We start from the raw sequence: 22,139 nt of genomic DNA, 5'->3' as shown, positions 1-22,139 counted from the left end.
GCCTTTAGCATTGCCGGTTCAGGCGATTGCCGCAGGCAGCGTGCGGACGCACTGCCTGCGGCAATCGCGGAACCAAAGGACCACCGGGCGGCGAAGCTCAGGCGCTATTGTGCCTGTGCCGCACCGCCCGGTGGCGAATGTTCCGCCAGGCGGGGAAAACCGCTCCCCGCCTGTGCCCTAACTTCAGGCCAGTTCCGGACCCTTCTTGCCCGACATCGCCTCGGCAAGCTTCTTACGGTCCAGTTCCTTTTCCCAGGCCGACACAACGATCGTGGCAACGCCGTTACCGCAGATGTTGGTCAACGCACGGCACTCGCTCATGAAGCGGTCGATACCGAGAATCAGCACCATCCCGGCAACCGGAATCGTCGGAATCACGGCCAGCGTTGCGGCCAGCGTGATGAAGCCCGCGCCGGTCACGCCCGAGGCGCCCTTCGAGGTCAGCATCGCCACGGCGAGCAGCGTGAGCTGCTGGCCCCAGGTCAGGTCGATGTTGGTCGCTTGTGCAATGAAGAGCACGGCCATCGTCATGTAGATGTTCGTGCCGTCCAGGTTGAACGAGTAACCGGTCGGGATCACCAGACCCACCACCGACTTCGAGCAACCGGCCTTCTCCATCTTTTCCATCAGGTGCGGCAGCGCGGCTTCCGACGAGCTCGTACCCAACACGATCAGCAGTTCTTCCTTGATGTACGCGAGGAAGCGGAAGATCGAGAAGCCCGTGAACTTGGCAATCAGACCCAACACGACGATCACGAACAGGAACGACGTCAGGTAGAACGTGCCCATCAGCTTGGCCAGCGGCACCAGCGACGCGATACCGTACTTACCGATCGTGAAGGCCATCGCACCGAAAGCACCCAGCGGGGCAACCTTGGTGATGATGTGCACAACGCGGAACAGCACGCCGGAGACGCTGTCGATCCAGCCCGTCACCACGCGGCCACGCTCACCGATCATGCCCAATGCGGCACCGAACAGAATAGCGATCACGAGGATCTGGAGAATCTCACCCTTGGCGAACGCATCGGTGATGGTGTTCGGGATCAGGTGCAGCAGGAAGTCGACGAACGTATCGCCGTGGGCAGCCTTCTCGGCGTAACCCGCGATCGCCTTCGGATCGAGCGTGCTGATATCGACGTTGAAGCCGGCACCCGGCTTCAGGATGTGCGTCGCCATCAAACCGATCACCAGCGCGAGCGTCGAGACGACTTCGAAGTAGATCAGCGCCTTACCACCGACGCGGCCGACCTTCTTCATGTCTTCCATGCCGGCAATACCGGTCACGACGGTACAGAAGATCACCGGGCCGATGATCATCTTGATCAGCTTAATGAACGCATCGCCGAGCGGCTTCATCTGCACGGCCAGATCGGGCTTGAAATGGCCGAGCAGCACGCCGATCACGATGGCGATCAGCACCTGCACGTACAGGATGCGGTAAAAGGGTTTCTTGGTCTTCGTTTGCATGTTGTTTCCTCTTCAGGCGGCGGGGCAAGCCACCACCCTTGTTATTAATCTGCGGTGACCCCGCGGATCTCGCTTTGCGCGAAGCGCATTTGCTCCTCCATCACCATCTGGGCCAGCTCCTTCTTCAATTCATTGAATTCGCTGCCTGCCGTGTCGCGCGGGCGCGGCAATTCGATTGCCATGTCCCGCTTGACCGTGCCCGGTCGGTACGTCATGACGACGACCCGGTCGGCCAGATAGATCGACTCCTCGATGCTGTGTGTGACGAAAATGATCGTCTTCTTGAATTCCTCCCAAATGCGCAGCAGCTCGTCTTGCAACGTGCGACGCGTGAGGGCGTCGAGCGCGCCGAACGGCTCGTCCATGAGCATGATCGGGCTGTCGAGCGCCAGCACGCGGGCAATCGCCACACGCTGACGCATGCCACCCGACAGGTCGCGCGGAAACCGCTCGCGGAACTCGCGCAAATTGAGTTTGCCCAGCAGCAAGTCCACGCGCTCGTTGATCTCGGCGCGCTTCATGCCCTTGATTTCCAGTCCGAACGCGATGTTCTGCGCCACCGTCATCCACGGAAACAAGGCGTATTCCTGAAACACCATGCCGCGGTCCGGGCCCGGCTCGGCGGCCGCATCGGCGCGGCCGTCGATGCGAATCGCGCCCGACGTGGGTTGCACGAAGCCGGCCAGCGCGTTGAGCAGCGTCGACTTGCCGCAGCCCGAAGGCCCCAGCAGGCAAACGAACTCACCCGTGCCGATGTTCAGATCGATGTTCTTGAGCGCATCGACCGTGCCGCCAGGAACGGCGAACTGTTTGTTGACGTGTTCGATTTCGATCAGCATGTCGTTCGCCTCACTTGGTTTCCAGACCACGATGCCACTTGAGCAGGTGGTTATTGAGACGATCCATGCCGAGGTCGATCACCAGACCCAGCAAGCCGATGGTCAGCATGCCGGCGATGATCTTGTCGGACCACATGTACTCGCGCGCTTCCAGAATGCGGTAGCCCAGCCCGTTGTTCACGGCAATCATCTCGGCCACGATCACCACGATGAAAGCGGTACCGATGCCGATGCGAATGCCCGACAGGATGTACGGCGTCGCGGCGGGCATGATCACGCGGCGGAAGATCGTGAACTGGCCCGCACCGAGGTTGCGCGCCGCGCGCAGATAGATCCCGTCGACGTGGCGCACGCCAGCGATCGTGTTCATCAGCACGGGGAAGAAAGCCCCGAGTGCGATGAGGAAGAACGCGGGCGGGTTACCCAGACCGAACCACAGAATGGCCAGCGGAATGTAAGCGATTGGGGGGATCGGGCGCACCACCTGCACCAGCGGATTGAACAGGCCGTAGATGCGGGTGCTCGTGCCCATGAGCAGCCCGAGCGGCAAGGCGATCACCGTGCCGACCAGAAAGCCCATGACCACGCGATAGAGGCTATTGGCCGCATCGGTGAGCAGTTCGCTCGAATGCAGCCACGCGCCGAAGCCCTCGGCCATCGTGACGGTCGGCTTGAGGTACTGCCACCACTTGGTCACGACCGCGACCGGCGACGGGAGAATGATCGGGTTGATCCACTCGAGGCCGGTGATGATCTGCCAGATCACCACGACCGCGAGCGGAATCAACACGCCGCGTAGCGCGCGCGACGAGCGCGAGCCGGAGGAAGCAAGAACAGCTGCCACTAGTGACCTCGCCTTACTTGATGTTCAGCTTGGTCTTGGCATTGGCGAGCAGGTCGAGCTTGACCCAGTCGTTAGCCTTCGGCACCGGATCTTGCAGCTTGCCCACGCCGTATTGCTTCATCAGGTCGGTGGTGAGCTGCACGTGCGACGTGCTCAGATCGTAGCTGTACGGCGAGTTGCCGATGGCATCGGTGAAGTCTTGCTGCGTGATCTGGTTCTTGAACATGTCTTCACGCACGTACTTCTCGGCCGCTTGCGGGTTCTTGATGAAGTAATCGGTCGCTTCCACGAAGGCGTACATCAGACGTTGGGCCACGTCCGGCTTTTCCTTGTAGAGCTTTTCCGTGATGACGAGGGCGCGCACCGGCTCGCCGATCGGCGTGTCGTACGGCTTGAGCATTTCGACGCCGAAGCCCTTGTTGATGGCTTGCGAAGCCTGCGGCTCCGACTGGCACATGGCATCGATGCTGCCAGCGGCGAGGGCTTGGTTCAGATCGGCGTAGGCCATGAACAGAATCTGCACGTCCTTCGCACCCGGCTGATCCGACCACGTCAGACCGGCCTTGGCCAGTTCTGCGTAGAGGATGAGTTCCTGTGCGCCGCCACGGGCGACACCCACCTTCTTGCCCTTGAGATCGGCCACCTTCGTGACAGCAATGCCCTTCTTCGACACGATGCGCACGCCGCCCTTGGCGAAACCGGCCACAGCGTAAATCGGCGCCCCCTGCGCACGACCTGCGATGGCGGCATCAAGCGCGCTTGCCGACACGTCGATCTGACCGGCAACGATCGCCGGCATGATGTCCACACCCTTGGCGAACATGCGTTCTTCGATCTTCAGACCGTACTTCGGACCAATCACCTTCATGTACGACACAGCACCGTAGTGGGCGAACTTCAGGTTGCCCAGACGCACCAGATCGTCGGCGAAAGCGTGCAGCGAAACCGCGCACAAGGCCGCGGCGGCAAGACATTGCTTGAACATAAGGTCTCCTCTCTTATTAGATCGGCTTGCGCGATGTCGGGAATCCAGACAACGCAGCAGCACGCGCGTAAGAAAGCAATAGTCATGCCAGCAAACTATGTCTTTGATTTATTTGGGAGAAAGTGTGGAAAACCCGATGGTCGGGTATACGGAAATCCAGAAAATCACAGAATATTGTTTCTGGATTTCCGGAATTTTGGGCGAAATGGGGAAATCTCGCGATGCGGATGGGGGCAAACCCCGAGAAGGCTAACGCACAACGGAACGTTGAAAAATCCGTAGCGATTTGGGCGCGTTGTGGGCGGCTAACGCGTTGGCGACGCCACCGCCGGCCGAAGCAGTGAATGCACCGGCCGGTCGATGTGCCGCTGTCGCGGACTTCAGGCCGACAGCACTTCCGGCACTTGCACCTGATAGCCCAGCTCGGCGGAAATTTCCGCGGCGCAGGCCGACAGGCGCGACGAGATATCCGGCAGCAACGCACGGGTCATCCGCGAGGACGGGCCCGAGGCCGACAGCGACGCAATCACTTCGCCCGAGGCATCGCGCACCGGCACGGCGACCGACACGGCTTCCGGGGCCAGCTCACCGAAGCTCACGGCGCAGTCTTGCGTGCGCACGTTGAGCAACTCAGCGGCAAGCTCATCGCGCTCGATCAGCGTGCCTGCCGTGAAGCGCTTACGCGGACGGCCCAACACCTGAGCACGCACGTCGTCCGACGCGAACGCCAGCAACACACGACCCGACGCGCCAACGTATAGCGGGCGGCGGTTGCCCACCACGCCATGCACGCGCAGTTCGTGGGTCGATTCCACGCGCGCCACGCACAGCGACTCAAGGCCGTCGCGCACGCGCAGTTGAATGTTTTCGTTGAGCGCACGGTTGAGCGACTGGATATGGCGATGCGCCACCTTCACCAGGTTCACCTGCTCGTGACCGGCCACGCCGAGCACCAGCGCTTGCGCGCCAAGCACGTAGGTCACGGGGCTGCCCTCTCGCACGACCCAGCGGTGCTGTTCGAGCGTCGCCAACAGGCGAAAGGCACGCGACTTGTTCAGGCCAGCGCGTTGCGCCAGTTCCGTCACACCCAGACCGGGGCATTCCCCGACCAGCGACAGCAGCGAAAGCGCCGTGTCGACCGAAGCGACTGTGTAGTCCATCAAGCTTCCTCGCTATGTTGTTCGGCATACGCGGCAAGCGCCGCCGCAAATTGCCCTAGTTGCGATTGCAGCGACGCGAAACCGTCATGTTTCTCGCCGCGTGATTCATTCATGTAAAGCGCCCGGTTCAGCTCGATCTGCACGCTGTGCCGACGCTCGGCAGGCCGTCCGAAGTGGCGCACGATGTCGCCGCCGCGATAGGGCGTGTTGTATGCCACGCGAAACCCCAGCCGCGTGAACTCGGCGATGAGCCAGCGCGAGAACGCCGGGTCGGCCGTGGTGCCGTCGTAGTCGCTCACGATGACGTCGGCACGCGACATCCCGGCATCGGGGTCGAGCGCACCGCCGCGCGAGCTCATCGAGTGGCAATCGAGATGCCAGACCACGCCGTACTCGTTCCAGGCGGCGTCGAGCGCATCGCGCAACGCATGCCGGTACGGCAGGTAGTAATCGTTGATGCGGCGTTCCACTTCGGCCACGCTCAAGCGCCGGTCGTAGAGCGGCTGGTTCGGCGCGGCAAAGCGATGCAACAGACCGACTCCACGCTCGCTGTACGCCTCGGGGCGCGCGTCGTGCGGCCACAGGCTCGCTAGTAACTCAGGGTCGATATCGTGGACGGCGCGGTTCGGATCGATATAGGCGCGCGGGAAGAGCGCGGCGACGAGCGTGGCACCGTGTTGCGTGACGATGGACCACAGTTCGTCGACGTAGGCGTCGCCACAGGCATGAATCGCAGCCGTCGGTGCGATGGTGTCGAAGTCGGGCGGAAACACGTGGCCGCTGTGCGGGGCGTCGAATACCAGCGGGTGACGGAGCAATTGCCCGCCTCGCCCGGCTTGCGGCGCCTCCACAAAATATCGACCCTCGGTCACCTGACGGGACATGCCGTCTCCTCACGTACGTTCGGAACTCTCACTCGCGTATAGCGAACCCTTCGTTTTGACCAGCAAAACAAGGTTTCAATATTCTGAAACAACGCCGGAGGAGCGGCAAGGTGATGGTTGTTACAACATATTTCGGCGCGGCGTAGGGGGCGGCGCGTTTGCCGTCACGGCGAATGCGCGACGTTAATGGCAGAACGGTGACGGTTCGGTGCGTTTTCCCTGCGGTCGCAGGCGTTTTACGAGCCCGTTGCGAGCGTATTGCGTATCGAACCGGGCGACGTGTGTGATGGCTCGTAATGACTTTTCCCGTCGGCCCAATAAAAAAGCGGACGGTAAGACACCGTCCGCTCTTTCGTCCCCGGGGATGTTGCGGCCCGGGTTATCTGCTTGTCGTGCTTTAGCGCCGCCTTAGATGGCGTCGGCCACACCGGCTTCGTGGGCCTGCACGTCAGCGTGATAGCTCGAACGCACCATCGCCCCAACGGCGGCGTGCGTGAAGCCCATTTTGTAGGCCTCTTCTTCGAACATCTTGAACGTATCGGGCGTCACATAACGGCGCACCGCCAAGTGGTGTTCCGACGGCTGGAGATACTGGCCAATCGTCAACATATCAACGTTGTGAGCGCGCAAATCGCGCATCACTTCCAGAATTTCCTCGTCCGTCTCACCCAAGCCGACCATCAGGCCCGACTTCGTTGCCACGTCCGGATGCTTCGCCTTGAACTCCTTGAGCAGCGTGAGCGAATGCTGATAATCCGACCCCGGGCGCGCTTCCTTGTACAGGCGCGGCACCGTTTCGAGGTTGTGGTTCATCACGTCGGGCGGTGCGGCGTTCAGGATGCCCAGCGCGCGGTCCAGACGGGCACGGAAGTCCGGCGTCAGGATTTCGATGCGGGTTTGCGGCGACAGCTCGCGCACGTGGCGAATGCAATCGACAAAGTGCTGAGCACCGCCGTCGCGCAGGTCGTCACGGTCGACGCTGGTGATCACCACGTACTTGAGGCGCATCGCCGCGATGGTCTTGGCAAGGTTCAGCGGCTCATCGGCGTCGAGCGGGTCCGGGCGGCCGTGGCCCACGTCGCAGAACGGGCAACGGCGCGTGCACTTGTCGCCCATGATCATGAACGTAGCCGTGCCCTTGCCGAAGCACTCGCCGATATTCGGGCAGCTCGCCTCTTCGCAAACGGTGTGCAGGTTGTGCTCGCGCAGAATCTGCTTGATCTCGTAGAAACGCGACGTGTGCGTGGCCGCCTTCACACGAATCCAATCCGGCTTCTTCAGCCGCTCGATCGGCACGATCTTGATCGGAATGCGCGCCGTCTTGGCTTGCGACTTCTGCTTGGCGGTGGCGTCGTAATCGCCATCGATCGTGCGAACTTCCTTGCTCGCGGTGTCGTTCACGGTGGTGGTCATGATGGGGCTTTCCAGGCGTCCATTCAGGCGGCGGTGTTCGCGCTGGCGGCCGCGTCGGCGCTGAGCGCAGAATCGGCAGGCGGCGCGGCGTCAGCCGTCGCGGGGTGCTGTTCGAGGTGATGGCCGAGTTGCTGCGCCAGTCGCGCGGCCACTTCGTCCCAGCGGGCGGCCACGCCGAGCGTGGCCATGTCTACGGTTTGCAAACCGGCGTAACCGCACGGATTGATCCAGTCGAACGGCCGCAAATCCATCCCGACGTTCAACGACACGCCGTGATAACTGCATCCGTTGCGGATTTTCAACCCGAGTGCGGCGATTTTCGCGCCAGCATGCGCTACGGTGCCGTCGCCCGGGCTCACATAGATGCCCGGCGCGCCAGCCCGGCGCTCAACAGCGAGATTATACGCTCCAAGGGTATCAATCACCGCCTGCTCGATTAGCCGCACCAGTTCGCGCACGCCAAGCTTGCGCCGGCGCAGGTCGACGAGCAGGTAGATCACCACTTGGCCGGGGCCGTGGTACGTGATCTGCCCGCCTCGGTCGACTTTGACGAGGGGGATGCCGCTGTCGGCAATCAGCAGGTGAGCAGGGTCGCCCGCGAGTCCCAGCGTGTAGACGGGGGGATGCTGGACGATCCAGAGTTGATCCGGGCCGTGCGCGCCACGCGCATCAGTGTACGCGCGCATGGCGTCGAACGATGTGGCGTAGTCTTCGGTGCCGCGCCAGCACACTTCGATCGGGGAGGTCATGAGCGCGATTTTAACGAAACCCGCCGCGTCTTGCTCGGAGCGCTGCGGCGAAGTTCACGTTCATGGGGTGAAGTTGACGGTTCAGGCCGCCCCCGCCTTCTTCCCCGCCTTCTTCCCCGCTCCCGCGCCCACACCCCTCGCGTAGCAACCTGCCGCGACCAGAATCATCACGCCGCCCAGCCACTGCGTTGGATGCAGCACGATGCCGAACGCGAGAAAGTCGACAGCCACGGCCACCACCGGATACACGAAGCCAAAAACGGCAAGGCTCGACGTCGACGCTTTCTGAAACGCGCCGTACAGCAGCAAGTACATGAACGTGGTGTGGAACAGACCCAGCGTGACGATGGCCCCGATCTGATGCGAGCCGCTGGGCAGGTGGCCGAAGTCGGCCATCCACACGAACACCACCGCGCCGATGACCATGTGCAGCGCGGCGATAATCTCGGGCCGCAGCGTGCCCGCCAGCTTTTTGGTGAACAACGTGGTCGCCGCGTAAAGCGAGGCCGCGGCCAGCGCGCTCGCCACGCCGAGCAGATAACCCGCGCCGTGCACGCCACCCGGCTCGGCCAGAATCACCAACCCGGCGAACGCCAGCCCAAGGAACCCCAGCGTCGCGGCAGACGGCCGCTCGCGCGTGATGATGGCGCTAGCCATCACCAGCAAGAACGGCTGCACGTTATAGACGACGGTCGTAATCCCCACGGACGTGAGCTTGTACGCGCTGAACAGGAAGTACCAGTTCGACACGAGCGTGATCGCACCCAACGCCACGTTCACGATTTGCCAGCGCGCCAGGCGCAGCCCGCGCCAGTAGCCTCGGTAGGCGCACCAAGCGCACAGACTGGCGGCACCGATCAGGCATCGGAAGAACACCACATTGAGCGCAGGCTGCCCGGACATCAGAACGAAGTACCCGATGGTGCCGGAAATCACCATCGCGGCGACCATCAGCCACCGGCCCAAACGCTCGTCAGCCTGTGGGTTCGACGGGCCATGCCCCGCGTTGGCGGGCCTAGCAGCGGATGTAGAAGCGACCGGCGTAGTGCGTGCCGGGCTAGAACCTTGCGTCATTGCGCGAAATCTCCCCATGAAGCGGCGCATTTTCGTTGGATTATTGCGCGCTTTGATGTGAATTCAATTGACATCAAGCCAATGTTTAAAACGACTCACGCGCTCGGTGGCAAGGACTGCCACGCGAGCGCGTGAAATTTGATGATTCAGACACCTCGACGGCTGCGGTCGGACTCGGCGCGATCGCCGCGCATCTGCCGTCACGACACCTCAAGCGGCGGATGCGCAGGAATTCGCTTCACGTGCGGCCCGGCGCCCGGCCAGCCAGCGGCGAAGCTCGCGCACTAGCGGGAAGCGATGCGCCACTTCACGTTCGAGTTGCGCTTCGGCTCCGTCGTCCGACGACACCCAGTAACGGCGTCCCGGTTCCACGGCCAGACGCTGACCCGGCATCAGCCAGTAGTCGCGCGGGTCGCCTGCCCGTGTCACCCAAACTGCCGCACCGCGGGCGACAAGCGTATGCTCGTGGTGCAAGTCGAGACTCACGACTTCGCCCGGCCGGATGCCGTAAAAATATTGCACCTTTGTCAAATTGTTTTGCATTTTACGACCCCCACTCAGTGCGAGACAATGACTGAATCATAGGGACTGCCAAGCGCTACACCAAACGACATATTTTCACGGCCTTGCTAATAAAGCTCACATGGATCTTCGGAGACTTCCCAACCTGAGTGCTCTGCGCGCGTTCGAAGCGGCCGCGCGTCTGGAGAGCTTTTCCCGCGCCGCCGAGGAATTGTTCGTCACGCACGGCGCCATCAGCCATCAGATCCGCGCGCTTGAGCAGGAACTAGGCACCCAACTCTTCGCCCGCAACGGCAAGCGCATCAGCCTGACGGCGGCGGGACGGCAGTACGCGGTATCGATCCGCGCCGCACTTGGCGACATCGCACAAGCCACGCGCAAGTTGCAGGCGGGCACGCGCAGCGAACGGCGCTTGGTGCTCACCACAATGCCGTCGTTTGCGAGCCGCTGGCTGACGCCGCGCATTGGGCGCTTCATCGACCGTCATCCCGAGCTTGAAGTGGAGTTGCGTTGCAGCGCGGAGTTGATCGATTTCGAACGTGACGACGTGGATATCGCACTGCGCATGGGCAAAGGCAACTGGCCCGGCCTGCACATCGAGAAAGTGCTCGAAGACGTGTTCTTTCCGGCGTGTGCGCCCACATACAACGACGGACACCTGCCGCAAACGGCGGACGAGCTCCGGCAAAGCACGCTGCTGCGCTCGGAAGGCGAGCCGTGGTCGCCCTGGTTTGCGGCAGCCGGATTCGACCTGCCCGAGCCGACGCAGGGCATGATGTATCAGGATTCGGGGATGCTGTCGCAAGCGGCCATCGTCGGTCAGGGCGTGGCCCTCGTGCGGCGCTCGCTGGCGGTGGGCGACATCATGGCCGGGCGGCTGGTGCGCCTCTCGGATGTCGATACGCCGTGCGAATGGGATTACTACTTCGTGTGTCCGCAAGGCGTGTTCGAAACGCAGCGCGTGCAGGCGTTTCGCACGTGGTTTCTCGAGGAAATGGGGGCGTTCGAGGCGGTGATGAACATGCAGCGCCGTCCCGCGCAGGCAAGCCCCGAAGCGCTCGCCGCCGGCATGGCGTCGACGGCGGGCACGCTGACCACCGACGCCCAATTGGGGCTCGCCCCGGCGCTACCGCCCGATGACGGTGCGCCGACGCACGCGTGAGCGTGGTGTTACAGCACGACCTTGACCATCGGGTGCCCGTGCAGCGCACGGTAAATGTCGTCGAGGTGCGTTTTGGAGTTGGCGCGCACCGTGACCGTCAGGCCAAGGTAGTTGCCCGAACTCGACGGACGCATCTCGACCGTGGCCGCATCGAACTCGGAATCGAGTTCACGCAACAACGCCACGATGGCATCGGCAAAATCCGGCTGCATCTTGCCCATTACCTTGATGGGAAAGTCGCACGGAAACACCAACAAACTTTCTTTGTTCTCCGGCGTCATAGCGCCTCCTTGGCTCGCTGATAAGCCGCGTACAGTGCGCGGAAGACCGGGCCCGGACGGCCGTCGCCGACCGGCTTGTCGTCCAAACGCACGACGGCCAGGACTTCCTTGGTCGCCGACGTGATCAGCAGCTCGTCGGCGTTGCGCACTTCTTCCTCGCTGACCGGACGCTCGTGGAATGCGACACCGCACTCCTTGGCAAACCCTTCGAGCGCGCCGTAGCGAATGCCTTCCAAAATGCGATTATCACGCGGCGGCGCAAACATTTCACCGCCCTTGATCACCCACACGTTGCTCGACGACGCCTCGGTCAGAAAACCATCGCGGAACTGCACCGTCTCCTGCACATCGTGATCGGCCGCATATTGCGCCATCAGCACGTTGCCCAGCAACGACGTCGACTTGATGTGGCAATTGAGCCAGCGACGGTCTTCGTGCGTCACCGCACCCACGCCGTGCTCGACCTTCTCGCGCGAAGGCAGCGTGAGCGGCGTAGCGATGCCGAACACCGTCGGCGTGATGTCCTTCGGGAACGTGTGCTGACGCGGCGCCACGCCACGTGTGACCTGCACGTACACGCTGTGCGGATCGGCGGCGCAAGTGGCGGACAGGCGCGCAAACAGCGCTTCCCATTCGGCGCGGGTGTACGGGTTGGCGATGCGAATTTCGGCCAGACTGCGCTCGAGGCGATCCAGATGCTGTGCCAGCCGGAACGGCTTGCCGTGGTAGACGGGCACGACTTCGTAAATGCCGTCGCCGAACAAGAAACCGCGATCGAGAACGGAAATCTTCGCGTCACTGAGCGGAATCAGTTCGCCATTGAGCCAGACGGTGGGGTTGTCCATATTTGCGGGGGGCGCGTATCGCGCACGGCTAAATTGCAAAACGCGCCCCTGGGGCGCGCCTCGCGTTTGCCGGCCTGACCTGACCGGCGAGGCGCAGGTCCGCACCGCGAACCCGCCAGACTCACCACACGCCGCCGACGACTCGCCGGCGCGTGGAAACGTCCTTACTTCTTCATGAACATCAAACGCAGCGCATCCCAGGCGCGGCCGATAAAGCTGGCCTGAGCCACATCGGCCAGCGCCACGACCGGGAATTCGGCCAGTTGCTTGCCATCGGCCATGACCTTCACGGTGCCGACTTGCGCGCCGTTCGCGATCGGTGCGATCAGCGGCTCGCGCAGTTCGAGTTGCGGCTTGATCTTGTCGGCCACGCCCTTCGGCACGGTGATGAAGGTGTCCTTCTTCACGCCGATCTTCAACTCGCTATCCTTGCCCTTCCACACCTTAGGCGTGGCGACGACTTGGTTTGCGCCATACACACGCAGCGTGTCGAAGTTTTGATAGGCGTAGTTCAGCGCCGAGAGGCTATCCTGCACGCGCGCGCGCTCGGTCGGCTCACCCACCACCACCGACAACACGCGGCGATTGGCGCCCGGCGTACCCGGCAGCGGACGCGACGCCGTCGACACGAGGCAGTAACCCGCTTCCTTCGTGTGACCGGTCTTCAGACCGTCCACGGTCGGGTCGAGCGAGAGCAGACGATTGCGGTTCGGCTGGCGAATGTTGTTGTACGTGAAGCTCTTCTCCGAGTAGATCTTGTAGTACTCGGGGAAGTCTTGAATCATGTGCGTCGACAGCGCGGCGATGTCGGCGACCGTCGTGTAGTGCTGCGGATCGGTCAGACCGTCCACGTTCGTGTAATGCGTATTCTTCAGGCCCAGACGCTGCGCCGCACGGTTCATCAGTTCGACGAAGCCCGGCTGCGAGCCGCCGATGAGTTCGGCCAGCGCGATCGAGGCGTCGTTACCCGACTGGATGATCATGCCGTAGACCAGATCGTGCACGCTGACCGGCTTGCCCGCTTCGATGAACGTACGCGACTCGTCGCGGCCCACCTTGCGCACCGATTCGCCCGGAATGACGGTTTGATCCATCGAAATGCGCTTGTCGCGCAGCGCTTCGAAAACCAGATACGACGTCATGATCTTCGTGAGCGAAGCCGGCTCCACACGCGCATCCGGATCGCCGGCCGCGAGCACCTGACCACTGGTGACGTCGACGATCGTCCACGCCTTAGCCGACATCGGCGGCGGCGGAATCTGTTGAGCACGGGCCGGGAGTGCAGCAAGCGAGCCGCAAGCGACGAGCGCCGCGGCAGCGGCGGCACGGGACAGCGAAGCGTTGAATTTCATTGGCGAAGAGAGAAACGGTGTGAGACTCAAAGGCATCTGCACTGGATTGAGCACCGCGCGCACCATCGCAACATGAAAAACACGAAAGCGGCACGGTGAAGAGGACAGCGGCACCGAAGCGCCGGTGCCAGGCATGTCGGGAGGAATAGACCCGGCATCGCCTGACAGGTTCAGGGACGAATTATACCCGCCGTGATTTGCGTACCCCAGCGTCGGGAGGGTTACCGCCCGAAATCGGCCCGATGTGTGTCAATAGCGCCACGCATCGACCACGATCTGCTTGAGTAACGGCAGCAGGCCGTGGAAGAAGTGCTCCCCGCCCGGAATGACCACCACCGGCAGGGTTTGCGGGCGTGCCCAGTCGAGTACCGACTGAAGCGGCACGGTGTCGTCCACTTCCCCGTGAATGACGAGGGTATCGGCCGGCACAGGCGCGACGTCCCAGTTGCTAGCGGCCGTACCGACGAAAACGAGGCGTTGTGCGGGCGTACCGGCATCGGCCAACGTTTTGGCCACGTGCGAGAGGACGAACGTGCCGAAGGAGAATCCGGCGAGTGCCAGCGGGGGCGTTTCCCAGCCCGGTTGCTGACGCATCCAGTCGATGACGGCGAGCAGATCGTCGCGCTCGCCAATCCCCTTGTCGTGTTCGCCTTCGGACTTGCCGACGCCCCGGAAATTCGGGCGTACGACGGCGTAGCCGAGTTGCACGAAAGCGCGTGCGAGCGTCTGGGCCACCTTGTTGTCGAGCGTGCCGCCGAAGAGCGGGTGCGGGTGCGCCACCAGGGTGATGCCGCGCAACTCGCCTGCCGGACGGTCGATGGCGATTTCAATGGCCCCGACCGGGCCGTCGATAGTAAAGCGTTCGGTTTGAGCGTTCATGAGTGATGCTTGACGTGAAGCCTGATGAAACGGGTTAGGCCCCGGCGGTTAGGCTCTGGTACGGCTCGTATTGCCTGATAAGACGCGAACGACGTGTCAGTCGATCAGCAAGCGCTCGACGATTTCGCCCTGCGCCAGATGCTTCTCAACGATCTCGTCGATGTCGGTCTCATCGATGTACGTGTACCAGGTGCCCTCGGGGTAAATCACCACGGCCGGGCCCAGTTCGCAGCGATCAAGGCATCCGGCCTTGTTCACGCGCACCTTGCCGGGACCGGCGAGACCCATCTGCTTGACCTTCTTCTTCGCGTATTCCTGCATCGCTTGCGCATTGCAGTTTGCGCAAGAAGGACGGTCTGCGCCCGGTTCGCGCTGGTTCAAACAGAAAAAAACGTGATGCTTGTAAAACTGCGCCTCAGTGGCCATATCGGTCGCTCTGTGGGGGTTGGCAACGTTATTGCGGGCCATTCTAACCGACATGCCCGGTGGTGCGCGCGGGGCCCCGATGGCTCGGATCGAACATCGCCAGCAGGTAGATCAGCACCAAATACGGCCATGTCCACGCGAGCCAGCGTGCCAACACGTTGAAGTGCACATAGCGCCCCTGCCGCCAAGACTGCAACGCGGCCTCGTAGTAGGGGTTCGCTGGCAGCAGATTCACGAACGTCAACAGCACGATCAGCGCCGCCAGCGCCACCGCACCGCGCAGGGCGCGCGGTCCGCGCGCGGCGACCGCGAGAACCAGTGCGCCGACCACGAGCCCGTAGATCGCGCCGGTCGTCACCCAGTCGAACGCCTGCGCTGGCGAAAACTGCCATGCCGACGCGCCCGCCTTGATCGCGAACGCGCTGATGAACATGGCGCACAACAGCGGCACGCGCGGGGCGCCCCGGCGCATGGCCAGCGTGGCAAGCATTCCGGCAAGAATGGTGCCGCTAGCGGTCACCACGGTTTCCCACAGTGCATGACTCGCGACGGCGTCGAGTGCCGAAAGATAGTCTTGCAACTGCCCCAGCCGCGGCACCCAGTCGAGCACGAGATCCGTGATATCCGGGTCTTGCCAGAGCCAGATCTGCCGCACGAGATCGCCGTCGCCGAAGAGAAACTGCTGCGGATACGCCTGCGCCCACGGCCACAACGCCAGCAACACGAGCAACACGCTCGCGTGCCGTTCAAACCATGCAAAGCGCAGATGCCGCAGCCAGCCCCGATCGAGCAACGCGCTCGTGAGCGGCACCGCCATCGCACCGCCGATCAGCGCGCCCAAGGCGTTCGTCGCCAGATCGACGTTCGACGCCACGCGCGTGGGCAGATACGTTTGCAATGCCTCCATGCCGCACGACAGCAACGCCCCGAGTACGAATGCCGCCAGCACGGCACGTGTGCCACGCCACGCCGGGTGCAATGCCAGCACCGTCAGCATGCCCAGCGGCATGTAGCCGAGCACATTGGTGACGACATCGAACATCGTCATCCAACGCGGCAACGGGGCAAAGAGATAGTCGAACGGACCCACGACCGCCCGCTGAAACTCGAACGGATACAAGCTCGCGTAAGCGATGAGCAGGATCAGGCAAAGCAACGCCTGACGCGTGAGCGGCGAGGCGCGTCGTTGCCATGGTTTGACGTCTGACTCGGGCATTGACGCCGATGCGCTAGCGCGCCGATGCCGACGGCGTCGAACGCGTGGTTGCCGACGGCGTTGGAACACGGCCCGCGAGCCACTGAATCAATTGGGTCTGGACGGCATCGCTCGCCACAGCAAGCGCCCGAGCTCCGCCTGCGGCATCCGCAGTGGCCGCAGGGGCTTGCGCGCGTAGCGTCGTCTGCGCCAACAACTTAGGGCCATCGAACAGCGTGGCCCGAATTTGCACGACACCGCGGCTCGCCGTTGCGCTATCGAAGTACTGCGCGAACTCATCGAGCTCGACCCGCAGTGCAGGTGCTGCCGTCGGATCGCCTGCGGCCAGTACCGGCCGGTCGACGGCAAGCGCCACGCGCAAGCGGTCGCCGAACAATCGCGCCGGCGACGCGAGCCAGCGGCTGTTCGCATAGACGCGCGCTTGGTCGCCGTCGCTAGCCGGCAAGCGGTAATAGATCAGTTCCGAGTCCAGCCAATTCGGCGCGTTGACGACTACCTTGAGCGGCGACAACTGCGGCGAGCGCTGCACGCCCGGCGCGGCTGTATCTGACATGCCGTTGGCGGAAGTCGCAGCGTTCGTCGTGCCGACCGAAGTCGAAGCGGAAGCGGAAGCGGCAGGCATCGTCGGCGGGCCGAGATCGTAACGCGTCAGCGAAGCGGAGGGCGAGCTCGTCGCGCATCCGGCCACAAGCGCCGCCGCACCAGCGGCGAGCAGCAGCGCGCGCAGCGCACCGCGAAGGGAATCCAGCATGTCGGTATCCTTTGGCAATTCGGTCTGGCCGCTCATCGTCCCGCACCTCCGGGCCACGCAAAGCCCGATTCACCCGGTCCGGGCGGTGGCGGCGACGTGCCGAAAAGCAGCGCCCGCGGATTGCGATTGATCGTCTCCGCCGCCTGGCCAACGGCCTGTGTCGTCGTGCGCAAATCGTCGGAGAGTGTATTCAACCGCGGCAACGCTTCTTGTTGCAGCGAGCCTTCGAAGGTTTGTGTCGTCGCCTGGAAGGCCGCGAGACTCGACGCGGCCTGATCTGCCGCACGCCCCACGCTATCGAGATTACGCACCAGCGGGCCTTGCGGATCGGTCAATTGATTCGTCAGCTTGTTCGCTCCGGCCAGCGTGCCATTGAGCTCGCGCACGGTCTCCGGCAATTGCTTGGTCACCGGCTCCAGTTGTTGCGCGACACGATTCACACTTTGCGCGGCCATCTTCACGCTATTGACCGAATCGATCACCGCTTGACGATTGTCGGCGGACAGCAATTGATTCACGGACGAGCTCGCCTGCTCAAGCTGGCGAACCAGCGTGTTGCCGCGATTCTGCAACTCATCGAGGAAACTCGGGCGCAGACGCAACTGCGCGACATGCGTTTCCGACGACGGCAGCAGGGTACGGTCGCGGCCATCGTCGTCGAGTTGCACGAAGGCCAAACCGGTCACGCCCTGATAGCTCAGCGTGGCGTACGTCGACTTGGTCATCGGCGTGCCCTCGTTGACGAGAATACGAATCAGGATCTGGCCCGGCGTACGTGGATCGAATTTGATCGAATCGACTTTGCCCACGGCCAGACCGCGATAGCGCACTGCCGACTCGGGATTCAGGCCATTCACGTTTGTGCGCGAGACCAGGTCGTAAGGCACCCGAACCCGGTTATCGCGATTGAAGAAGTACACCGCTGCGGCGACTGTCGCGAGCAGTACCAGCGTGAATAAGCCCGCCATGAAAGCGTGCGATTTATTTTCCATCGTCGAGTAACTCCGAAATCTTTTGGCGCCGCGCCGCGGGCAAGGCCAGCAACGCGCGTCTGCCGCGCTCACCGAGGAAGAAGCTGTTGATGAACGGATGATCGACGCGCACCACGTCTTCGACCGGTGCGTTCACGAGCACCTTACGATCGGCCAGCACCGCCACGCGCGTGGCGAGCATCATCACCGTATCGAGATCGTGCGTGACCATCACAACGGTCAGACCCAGCGAGCGATGCAGGCCGCGAATCATGTCCACGAATTCGTCAGACGCCTGCGGATCGAGCCCCGCTGTCGGCTCGTCGAGAAACAGCAGCTCAGGTTCGAGCGCGATGGCGCGCGCAATGCCGACTCGCTTGATCATCCCGCCCGAGAGCTCCGACGGCATCCGGTTCGCCATACGGCCAGACAGCCCAACCATCTCGAGCTTGTACATCACCACGTCCCGAACCAGATCCTCAGAAAGGGTGTGAAGCTCGCGCAATGGCTGCGCAATGTTGTCGAACACCGTCATCGCCGAGAACAGCGCACCACGCTGAAACAACATGCCCGAGCGGCGGCGCAGCAGGTGTGCCGTGCGCCGGTCGATCATCGTGATGTCGTGACCGAAGATGCTGATATGGCCACTGGTTGGCGCCTCTAGGCCAATGACCTGCCGGATCAGCGTCGTTTTCCCCGACCCTGACCCACCCACCAGCGCAATGATCTCGCTCTGCCGCACGGTGAGATCGAGATGCTCGTGAATCGTGTGGGTGCCATAGCGCTTGGTGAGGTCGCGCACTTCGATGACAGGTTCGGCATCGCCCGGCAGCGTCGCAGCAACCGGCGGGCAACCGGCTGTGCCGGGACGTTCGACTTCCGAGAGTGTGGTTTCGCTCATCAGCCAATCCCCACATTGCGGAAGAGAATCGCGAACACGGCATCCGCAAGAATTACCACCGTAATCGATGTCACCACCGACTGCGTCGTGCCCTCGCCCAGACTCTGCGTGTTCGGTTTGACACGCATGCCGAAATGGCAAGCCACCAGCGCAATCAACATGCCGAAGACCACGCCCTTGCCCAAGCCGATCCAGAGGTTAGCGATGCGCACCGCGTTGGGCAGCGTCGTGAAGAAGTAATGCAAACCAATGCCGAGCTCGTACTTGGCTGCCAGCGCACCGCCCAGCAGCGCGACGATATTCGTCCACATGACGAGCAGCGGCATGGCGATCGCCAACGCAATGACCTTCGGCAAGATGAGCCGCAAACTGTGCGAGATATCCATCACGCGCATGGCATCGAGCTCTTCGGTCACGCGCATCACGCCGAGTTGCGCCGTGATGGCGGACCCGGAACGCCCCGCCACCAGAATGGCCGAGAGCACCGGCCCCAACTCGCGAATGACCGACAGGCCAAGGATGTTCACGATGAACGTGCTCGCGCCATACAGCTTGAGTTGCTGCGCCGACAGATACGACAAGACGATGCCGATCAGAAACGCCACGAGCGCGGTGATACCAAGGGCCTTGGCGCCCGCACTATAAATATTGGCGGACATTTCGAGCCACGGCGCACGCACGGGATGGCGCACGACTCTGCCGAGATCGATGACGAACCGGCCAAACATCGAAATGCCGCCGCGCAAGTGATCGGCGAGAGAAAACAGCGAATAGCCCAGCCGGCTGACGGGATCGACGCGGCGCGTCGGCACAGGGCTCTGGCGCGTGCGATCGAACTCGGCAAGGTGTTCGAAGAGCGCACGCTGCGTGGGCGTGAGCGAAATTTGCTTGGGGAACCGGCGATTCCAATACCGCCAGAGCGCCTGTGCACCCACGTGATCGAGGCGCTCGACGCATGACAGATCCCACGCGAGTTCACCGGTGGGCAGTGCACGCACGAGTTGGAGCAGCATCTTCTTGCGCTGTGAGAGCGCAAGCGCAGTCCACAGGCCGCGCAGCATCACCACCGGGCCTTGCGGCGAGGTAGTGAGCTCCAGGGTGGGCACGGCATCGAGATTCAAAACAGGGGGTCTCCAGAGCGCAGCACGGGGCGGAATCCGGCGAAACGCGGTCATTGTACGGTACAGGTGCTACTACTCGATGGCAACCCGACACTGGCCGAAAACGTGCTGGAATCGGCCGAGTTTGGACTCGGATGATGCCGAAAAATGCCCGTGGTTGCAGCGCACTGCGGCGCAGCGCAGGCCCCGCCGTTACAATAGCAGCCATGAATAAAGCCGCCGATGCGTCGCCCATCGTGACGCCCCAAACCTCACCTCTCGCCTCGCCTTCCGGCGTGTCCGGCGCGTCCACCGACGCCCCCGGCCGCCGTCTCGACCGGGACGGCGTGCGGGCACGCCTTGGCGCGGCCTGCCGCGACTGGCAAATCGAAGTCGTCGACAGTACCGGCTCCACGAATATCGACCTGCTCGCACGTCTGCGCGAAGACGCCACGTGCGCGCCGGTCGTGCGCGCCGCCATGATCCAGACCGCCGGGCGCGGCCAGCGCGGACGCGCATGGCAGAGCGTCCCCGGCGACAGCCTGACGTTCTCGCTGGCGTACGTGTTGCCGGGCGGCCCGGCCGAATTGGCGGGCCTGTCGCTCGCGACGGGTGTCGCCGTAGTCGAGGGACTGTCTGATCTGCCGCTGTCGGCCCCTCAGGCGTTGGGACTGAAGTGGCCCAACGACGTGCTGCTACGTGGCGGCAAGCTCGCAGGTATCTTGATCGAAACGGTGCCTGCTGGCCCGGGGCGCATCGGCGTCGTGATCGGCATTGGCGTCAATCTGCGTCAGGCTAGCGACGTGGCTGCACGCATCGACAATGCGACGGCGACGGCCGCCTCCACGACCCCGACCACATCCGCACCCGCACCCGCAGCCATCAGTGCCACACCGCCCGCCGCCCTCGAATCGATTCTTCCTGAACCGGATATGACGTCGGTGCTCGCCGCGCTGATTCGTCGACTGACAGACATGCTGGCCCGCTTCGGCGAGCGCGGTTTCGACGCGTTTCGCGAAGATTGGGAAGCCATGCATGCTTATCGCGGCGCGTCGATTCGCATGATCGAACACGGCCGCGACGTGTTGCATGGCGTCGCGCTGGGCGTCGATTCACAGGGTTGCCTGCGCGTCGCGACCGATCACGGAGAACGGGCTATCGCGAGCGGTGAAGTCTCTGTGCGCCTCGTGGACGCGGATGCGCCATTGGCCTCGCAAGGAACCCGCCGATGAACGCATCGAAGACGGCGAAGGTCACGACGACGACATCGAAGGGCGTGCCTGCCGCTGCCCCTGCCGATGCCGTTAGGACCCCCCAGGCCGCGAACGCCCCCTGGCTTCTGGTCGATGCGGGCAACAGCAGAATCAAGTGGGCACTGGCCCCTGCGCAGCGTACGGCCGACTGGCGCGCCGCCGCTCCCGCATTTCTCGCGAGTGGCGCTGTCGATCACACCGAATGGCGCACGCTTGCCACGCAGATTCGTGCCGGCTGGTCAGCCATGGCGAACGGCGCCACCGATACCTCGCACTTCGCACCCAACACAACGCCGCTCGCCATCGGTCAAGGCGGACAGGACGACGGTTTCATCTGCCCGGAACCCGCAGGCGTCTGGCTGACCAACGTTGCTGGCGACGCCGCCGAACAGGCCGTGCGCATGACCCTGCAAACGCTGTGGGGGATGGCGTCGGCAGACTGGTTGCAAGTCTTGCGGGCGAGCGACGTGCGCGCCGGAGTGCGCAATAGCTATGACGTACCGGAGCAATTGGGCAGCGACCGCTGGGCAAGCCTGATCGGCGCCCACGCCGCGTGGCCCGGCGAACATCTCTTGATCGTCACGCTCGGGACGGCGACGACGGTCGAAGCCCTGCGCGCTGACGGGCAATATCTCGGTGGTCTGATTGCCCCTGGCCCCGCATTGATGCTCCGCTCGCTTGCACAGGGCACCGCGCAGTTGCCCACGCTCGACGCGGCGATGCCCAGTGGCGGACAAGACTTTGCTCGCAACACGACTGACGCGATTTTGCGCGGCTGCCTCGCCGCCCAAGCCGGTCTCGTCGAGCGCAATCACGCGCAACTGCAAGCCCGGCTCGGGGCGCCGGTACGTTGTGTTTTGTCCGGCGGAGCACGTCAGGCGCTCGCACAAACGCTCACGCTGCCTTTCACCGAACACGACCAGCTCGTGCCCGCAGGCTTGTACGAAGTCGCGCTAGGCTCGGTCGCCGACACGGCACCGCGCAGCGATGCGCATGCCGCTCCCGCCAACACGGCAACGCAAACGCCGCGCGACAACCGGCGCGCGCCAGGGGGTGTCTGAC

The 22,139-nt window shown here is 63.3% G+C and carries 23 protein-coding genes; 3 read left to right on the top strand and 20 right to left on the bottom strand.

Annotation, left to right across the window (positions count from 1 at the left end; genetic code table 11):
- Positions 1-183: 183 nt before the first annotated feature.
- The 10 genes from PPN31114_RS12875 to PPN31114_RS12830 form a co-directional block, all read right to left on the bottom strand.
- Positions 184-1,470, bottom strand: coding sequence for a dicarboxylate/amino acid:cation symporter (locus PPN31114_RS12875; RefSeq protein ID WP_150679874.1), 1,287 nt, complete (start codon positions 1,468-1,470; stop codon positions 184-186).
- Between the two features lie 44 nt (positions 1,471-1,514).
- Positions 1,515-2,309 (bottom strand): ABC transporter ATP-binding protein, encoded by a 795-nt coding sequence (locus tag PPN31114_RS12870; protein WP_150679873.1) that lies wholly within the window; start codon positions 2,307-2,309, stop codon positions 1,515-1,517.
- A 10-nt stretch (positions 2,310-2,319) separates the two neighbouring features.
- Entirely contained in the window at positions 2,320-3,153 is an 834-nt protein-coding gene (locus tag PPN31114_RS12865) for an ABC transporter permease (RefSeq protein WP_150679872.1), read from the bottom strand.
- 13 nt (positions 3,154-3,166) lie between these two features.
- Positions 3,167-4,138 (bottom strand): ABC transporter substrate-binding protein, encoded by a 972-nt coding sequence (locus tag PPN31114_RS12860; protein ID WP_150679871.1) that lies wholly within the window; start codon positions 4,136-4,138, stop codon positions 3,167-3,169.
- A gap of 380 nt (positions 4,139-4,518) precedes the next feature.
- Positions 4,519-5,298, bottom strand: a complete 780-nt coding sequence (locus PPN31114_RS12855; RefSeq protein WP_150679870.1) for an IclR family transcriptional regulator — start codon at positions 5,296-5,298, stop codon at positions 4,519-4,521.
- Positions 5,298-6,182 carry an N-formylglutamate amidohydrolase gene (locus PPN31114_RS12850; protein WP_150679869.1) on the bottom strand — a complete coding sequence of 295 codons (885 nt, stop codon included), beginning with the start codon at positions 6,180-6,182 and terminating at the stop codon, positions 5,298-5,300. The genes PPN31114_RS12855 and PPN31114_RS12850 overlap by 1 nt, the downstream gene beginning before the upstream one ends.
- Positions 6,183-6,590: 408 nt before the next feature.
- Positions 6,591-7,595 carry a lipoyl synthase gene (lipA, locus tag PPN31114_RS12845; RefSeq protein ID WP_150679868.1) on the bottom strand — a complete coding sequence of 335 codons (1,005 nt, stop codon included), beginning with the start codon at positions 7,593-7,595 and terminating at the stop codon, positions 6,591-6,593.
- A 23-nt stretch (positions 7,596-7,618) separates the two neighbouring features.
- Positions 7,619-8,344 (bottom strand): lipoyl(octanoyl) transferase LipB, encoded by a 726-nt coding sequence (gene lipB, locus PPN31114_RS12840; protein WP_150679867.1) that lies wholly within the window; start codon positions 8,342-8,344, stop codon positions 7,619-7,621.
- A gap of 81 nt (positions 8,345-8,425) precedes the next feature.
- Positions 8,426-9,418 carry a DMT family transporter gene (locus PPN31114_RS12835; RefSeq protein WP_174987999.1) on the bottom strand — a complete coding sequence of 331 codons (993 nt, stop codon included), beginning with the start codon at positions 9,416-9,418 and terminating at the stop codon, positions 8,426-8,428.
- A gap of 210 nt (positions 9,419-9,628) precedes the next feature.
- Positions 9,629-9,961, bottom strand: coding sequence for a DUF2917 domain-containing protein (locus tag PPN31114_RS12830; protein ID WP_150679865.1), 333 nt, complete (start codon positions 9,959-9,961; stop codon positions 9,629-9,631).
- Between the two features lie 100 nt (positions 9,962-10,061).
- On the opposite strand from PPN31114_RS12830, the gene PPN31114_RS12825 reads away from it, so the two are divergent.
- On the top strand, positions 10,062-11,102 hold the full coding sequence (locus tag PPN31114_RS12825) for a transcriptional regulator GcvA (RefSeq protein ID WP_150679864.1): 1,041 nt from the start codon (positions 10,062-10,064) through the stop codon (positions 11,100-11,102).
- An 8-nt stretch (positions 11,103-11,110) separates the two neighbouring features.
- On the opposite strand, the gene PPN31114_RS12820 is transcribed toward PPN31114_RS12825, so the two are convergent.
- From PPN31114_RS12820 to PPN31114_RS12775, 10 genes are all read right to left on the bottom strand, one after another.
- On the bottom strand, positions 11,111-11,383 hold the full coding sequence (locus PPN31114_RS12820) for a DUF493 family protein (protein ID WP_150679863.1): 273 nt from the start codon (positions 11,381-11,383) through the stop codon (positions 11,111-11,113).
- The gene (locus PPN31114_RS12815; RefSeq protein WP_150679862.1) at positions 11,380-12,228 is read right to left on the bottom strand and encodes a D-amino acid aminotransferase; all 849 of its coding nucleotides are present in this window, start codon (positions 12,226-12,228) and stop codon (positions 11,380-11,382) included. The genes PPN31114_RS12820 and PPN31114_RS12815 overlap by 4 nt, the downstream gene beginning before the upstream one ends.
- A gap of 164 nt (positions 12,229-12,392) precedes the next feature.
- Complete coding sequence (locus PPN31114_RS12810) at positions 12,393-13,616, bottom strand: D-alanyl-D-alanine carboxypeptidase family protein (protein WP_370865870.1); 1,224 nt, start codon at positions 13,614-13,616, stop codon at positions 12,393-12,395.
- 213 nt (positions 13,617-13,829) lie between these two features.
- Complete coding sequence (locus PPN31114_RS12805; protein ID WP_150679861.1) at positions 13,830-14,459, bottom strand: alpha/beta hydrolase; 630 nt, start codon at positions 14,457-14,459, stop codon at positions 13,830-13,832.
- 96 nt (positions 14,460-14,555) lie between these two features.
- Positions 14,556-14,885, bottom strand: a complete 330-nt coding sequence (locus tag PPN31114_RS12800) for a (2Fe-2S) ferredoxin domain-containing protein (RefSeq protein ID WP_150679860.1) — start codon at positions 14,883-14,885, stop codon at positions 14,556-14,558.
- 43 nt (positions 14,886-14,928) lie between these two features.
- On the bottom strand, positions 14,929-16,101 hold the full coding sequence (locus tag PPN31114_RS12795) for a VanZ family protein (RefSeq protein WP_150679859.1): 1,173 nt from the start codon (positions 16,099-16,101) through the stop codon (positions 14,929-14,931).
- A 13-nt stretch (positions 16,102-16,114) separates the two neighbouring features.
- Entirely contained in the window at positions 16,115-16,852 is a 738-nt protein-coding gene (locus tag PPN31114_RS12790) for an ABC-type transport auxiliary lipoprotein family protein (protein WP_174987993.1), read from the bottom strand.
- 32 nt (positions 16,853-16,884) lie between these two features.
- Positions 16,885-17,844 (bottom strand): MlaD family protein, encoded by a 960-nt coding sequence (locus PPN31114_RS12785; protein WP_150679857.1) that lies wholly within the window; start codon positions 17,842-17,844, stop codon positions 16,885-16,887.
- Positions 17,834-18,724: an ABC transporter ATP-binding protein gene (locus tag PPN31114_RS12780; protein WP_246182527.1), complete on the bottom strand. Its 891-nt coding sequence runs from the start codon at positions 18,722-18,724 to the stop codon at positions 17,834-17,836. Before PPN31114_RS12780 ends, PPN31114_RS12785 begins: the two co-directional genes overlap by 11 nt.
- Entirely contained in the window at positions 18,724-19,845 is a 1,122-nt protein-coding gene (locus tag PPN31114_RS12775) for an MlaE family ABC transporter permease (protein WP_370865869.1), read from the bottom strand. The genes PPN31114_RS12780 and PPN31114_RS12775 overlap by 1 nt, the downstream gene beginning before the upstream one ends.
- 206 nt (positions 19,846-20,051) lie before the next feature.
- Between PPN31114_RS12775 and PPN31114_RS12770 the strand changes: the two genes are divergently transcribed.
- A complete protein-coding gene (locus tag PPN31114_RS12770; protein ID WP_174987990.1) occupies positions 20,052-21,056 on the top strand; it encodes a biotin--[acetyl-CoA-carboxylase] ligase in 1,005 nt (334 codons plus the stop codon).
- Positions 21,053-22,138, top strand: coding sequence for a type III pantothenate kinase (locus PPN31114_RS12765; protein ID WP_150679854.1), 1,086 nt, complete (start codon positions 21,053-21,055; stop codon positions 22,136-22,138). Before PPN31114_RS12770 ends, PPN31114_RS12765 begins: the two co-directional genes overlap by 4 nt.
- Position 22,139 lies beyond the last annotated feature (1 nt).

It is taken from the genome of Pandoraea pneumonica (genome assembly GCF_902459645.1).
GTDB lineage: Bacteria > Pseudomonadota > Gammaproteobacteria > Burkholderiales > Burkholderiaceae > Pandoraea > Pandoraea pneumonica.
The sequence above is the reverse complement of the archived record's forward strand: the minus strand, read 5'-3'. Positions and strand labels throughout refer to the sequence as shown.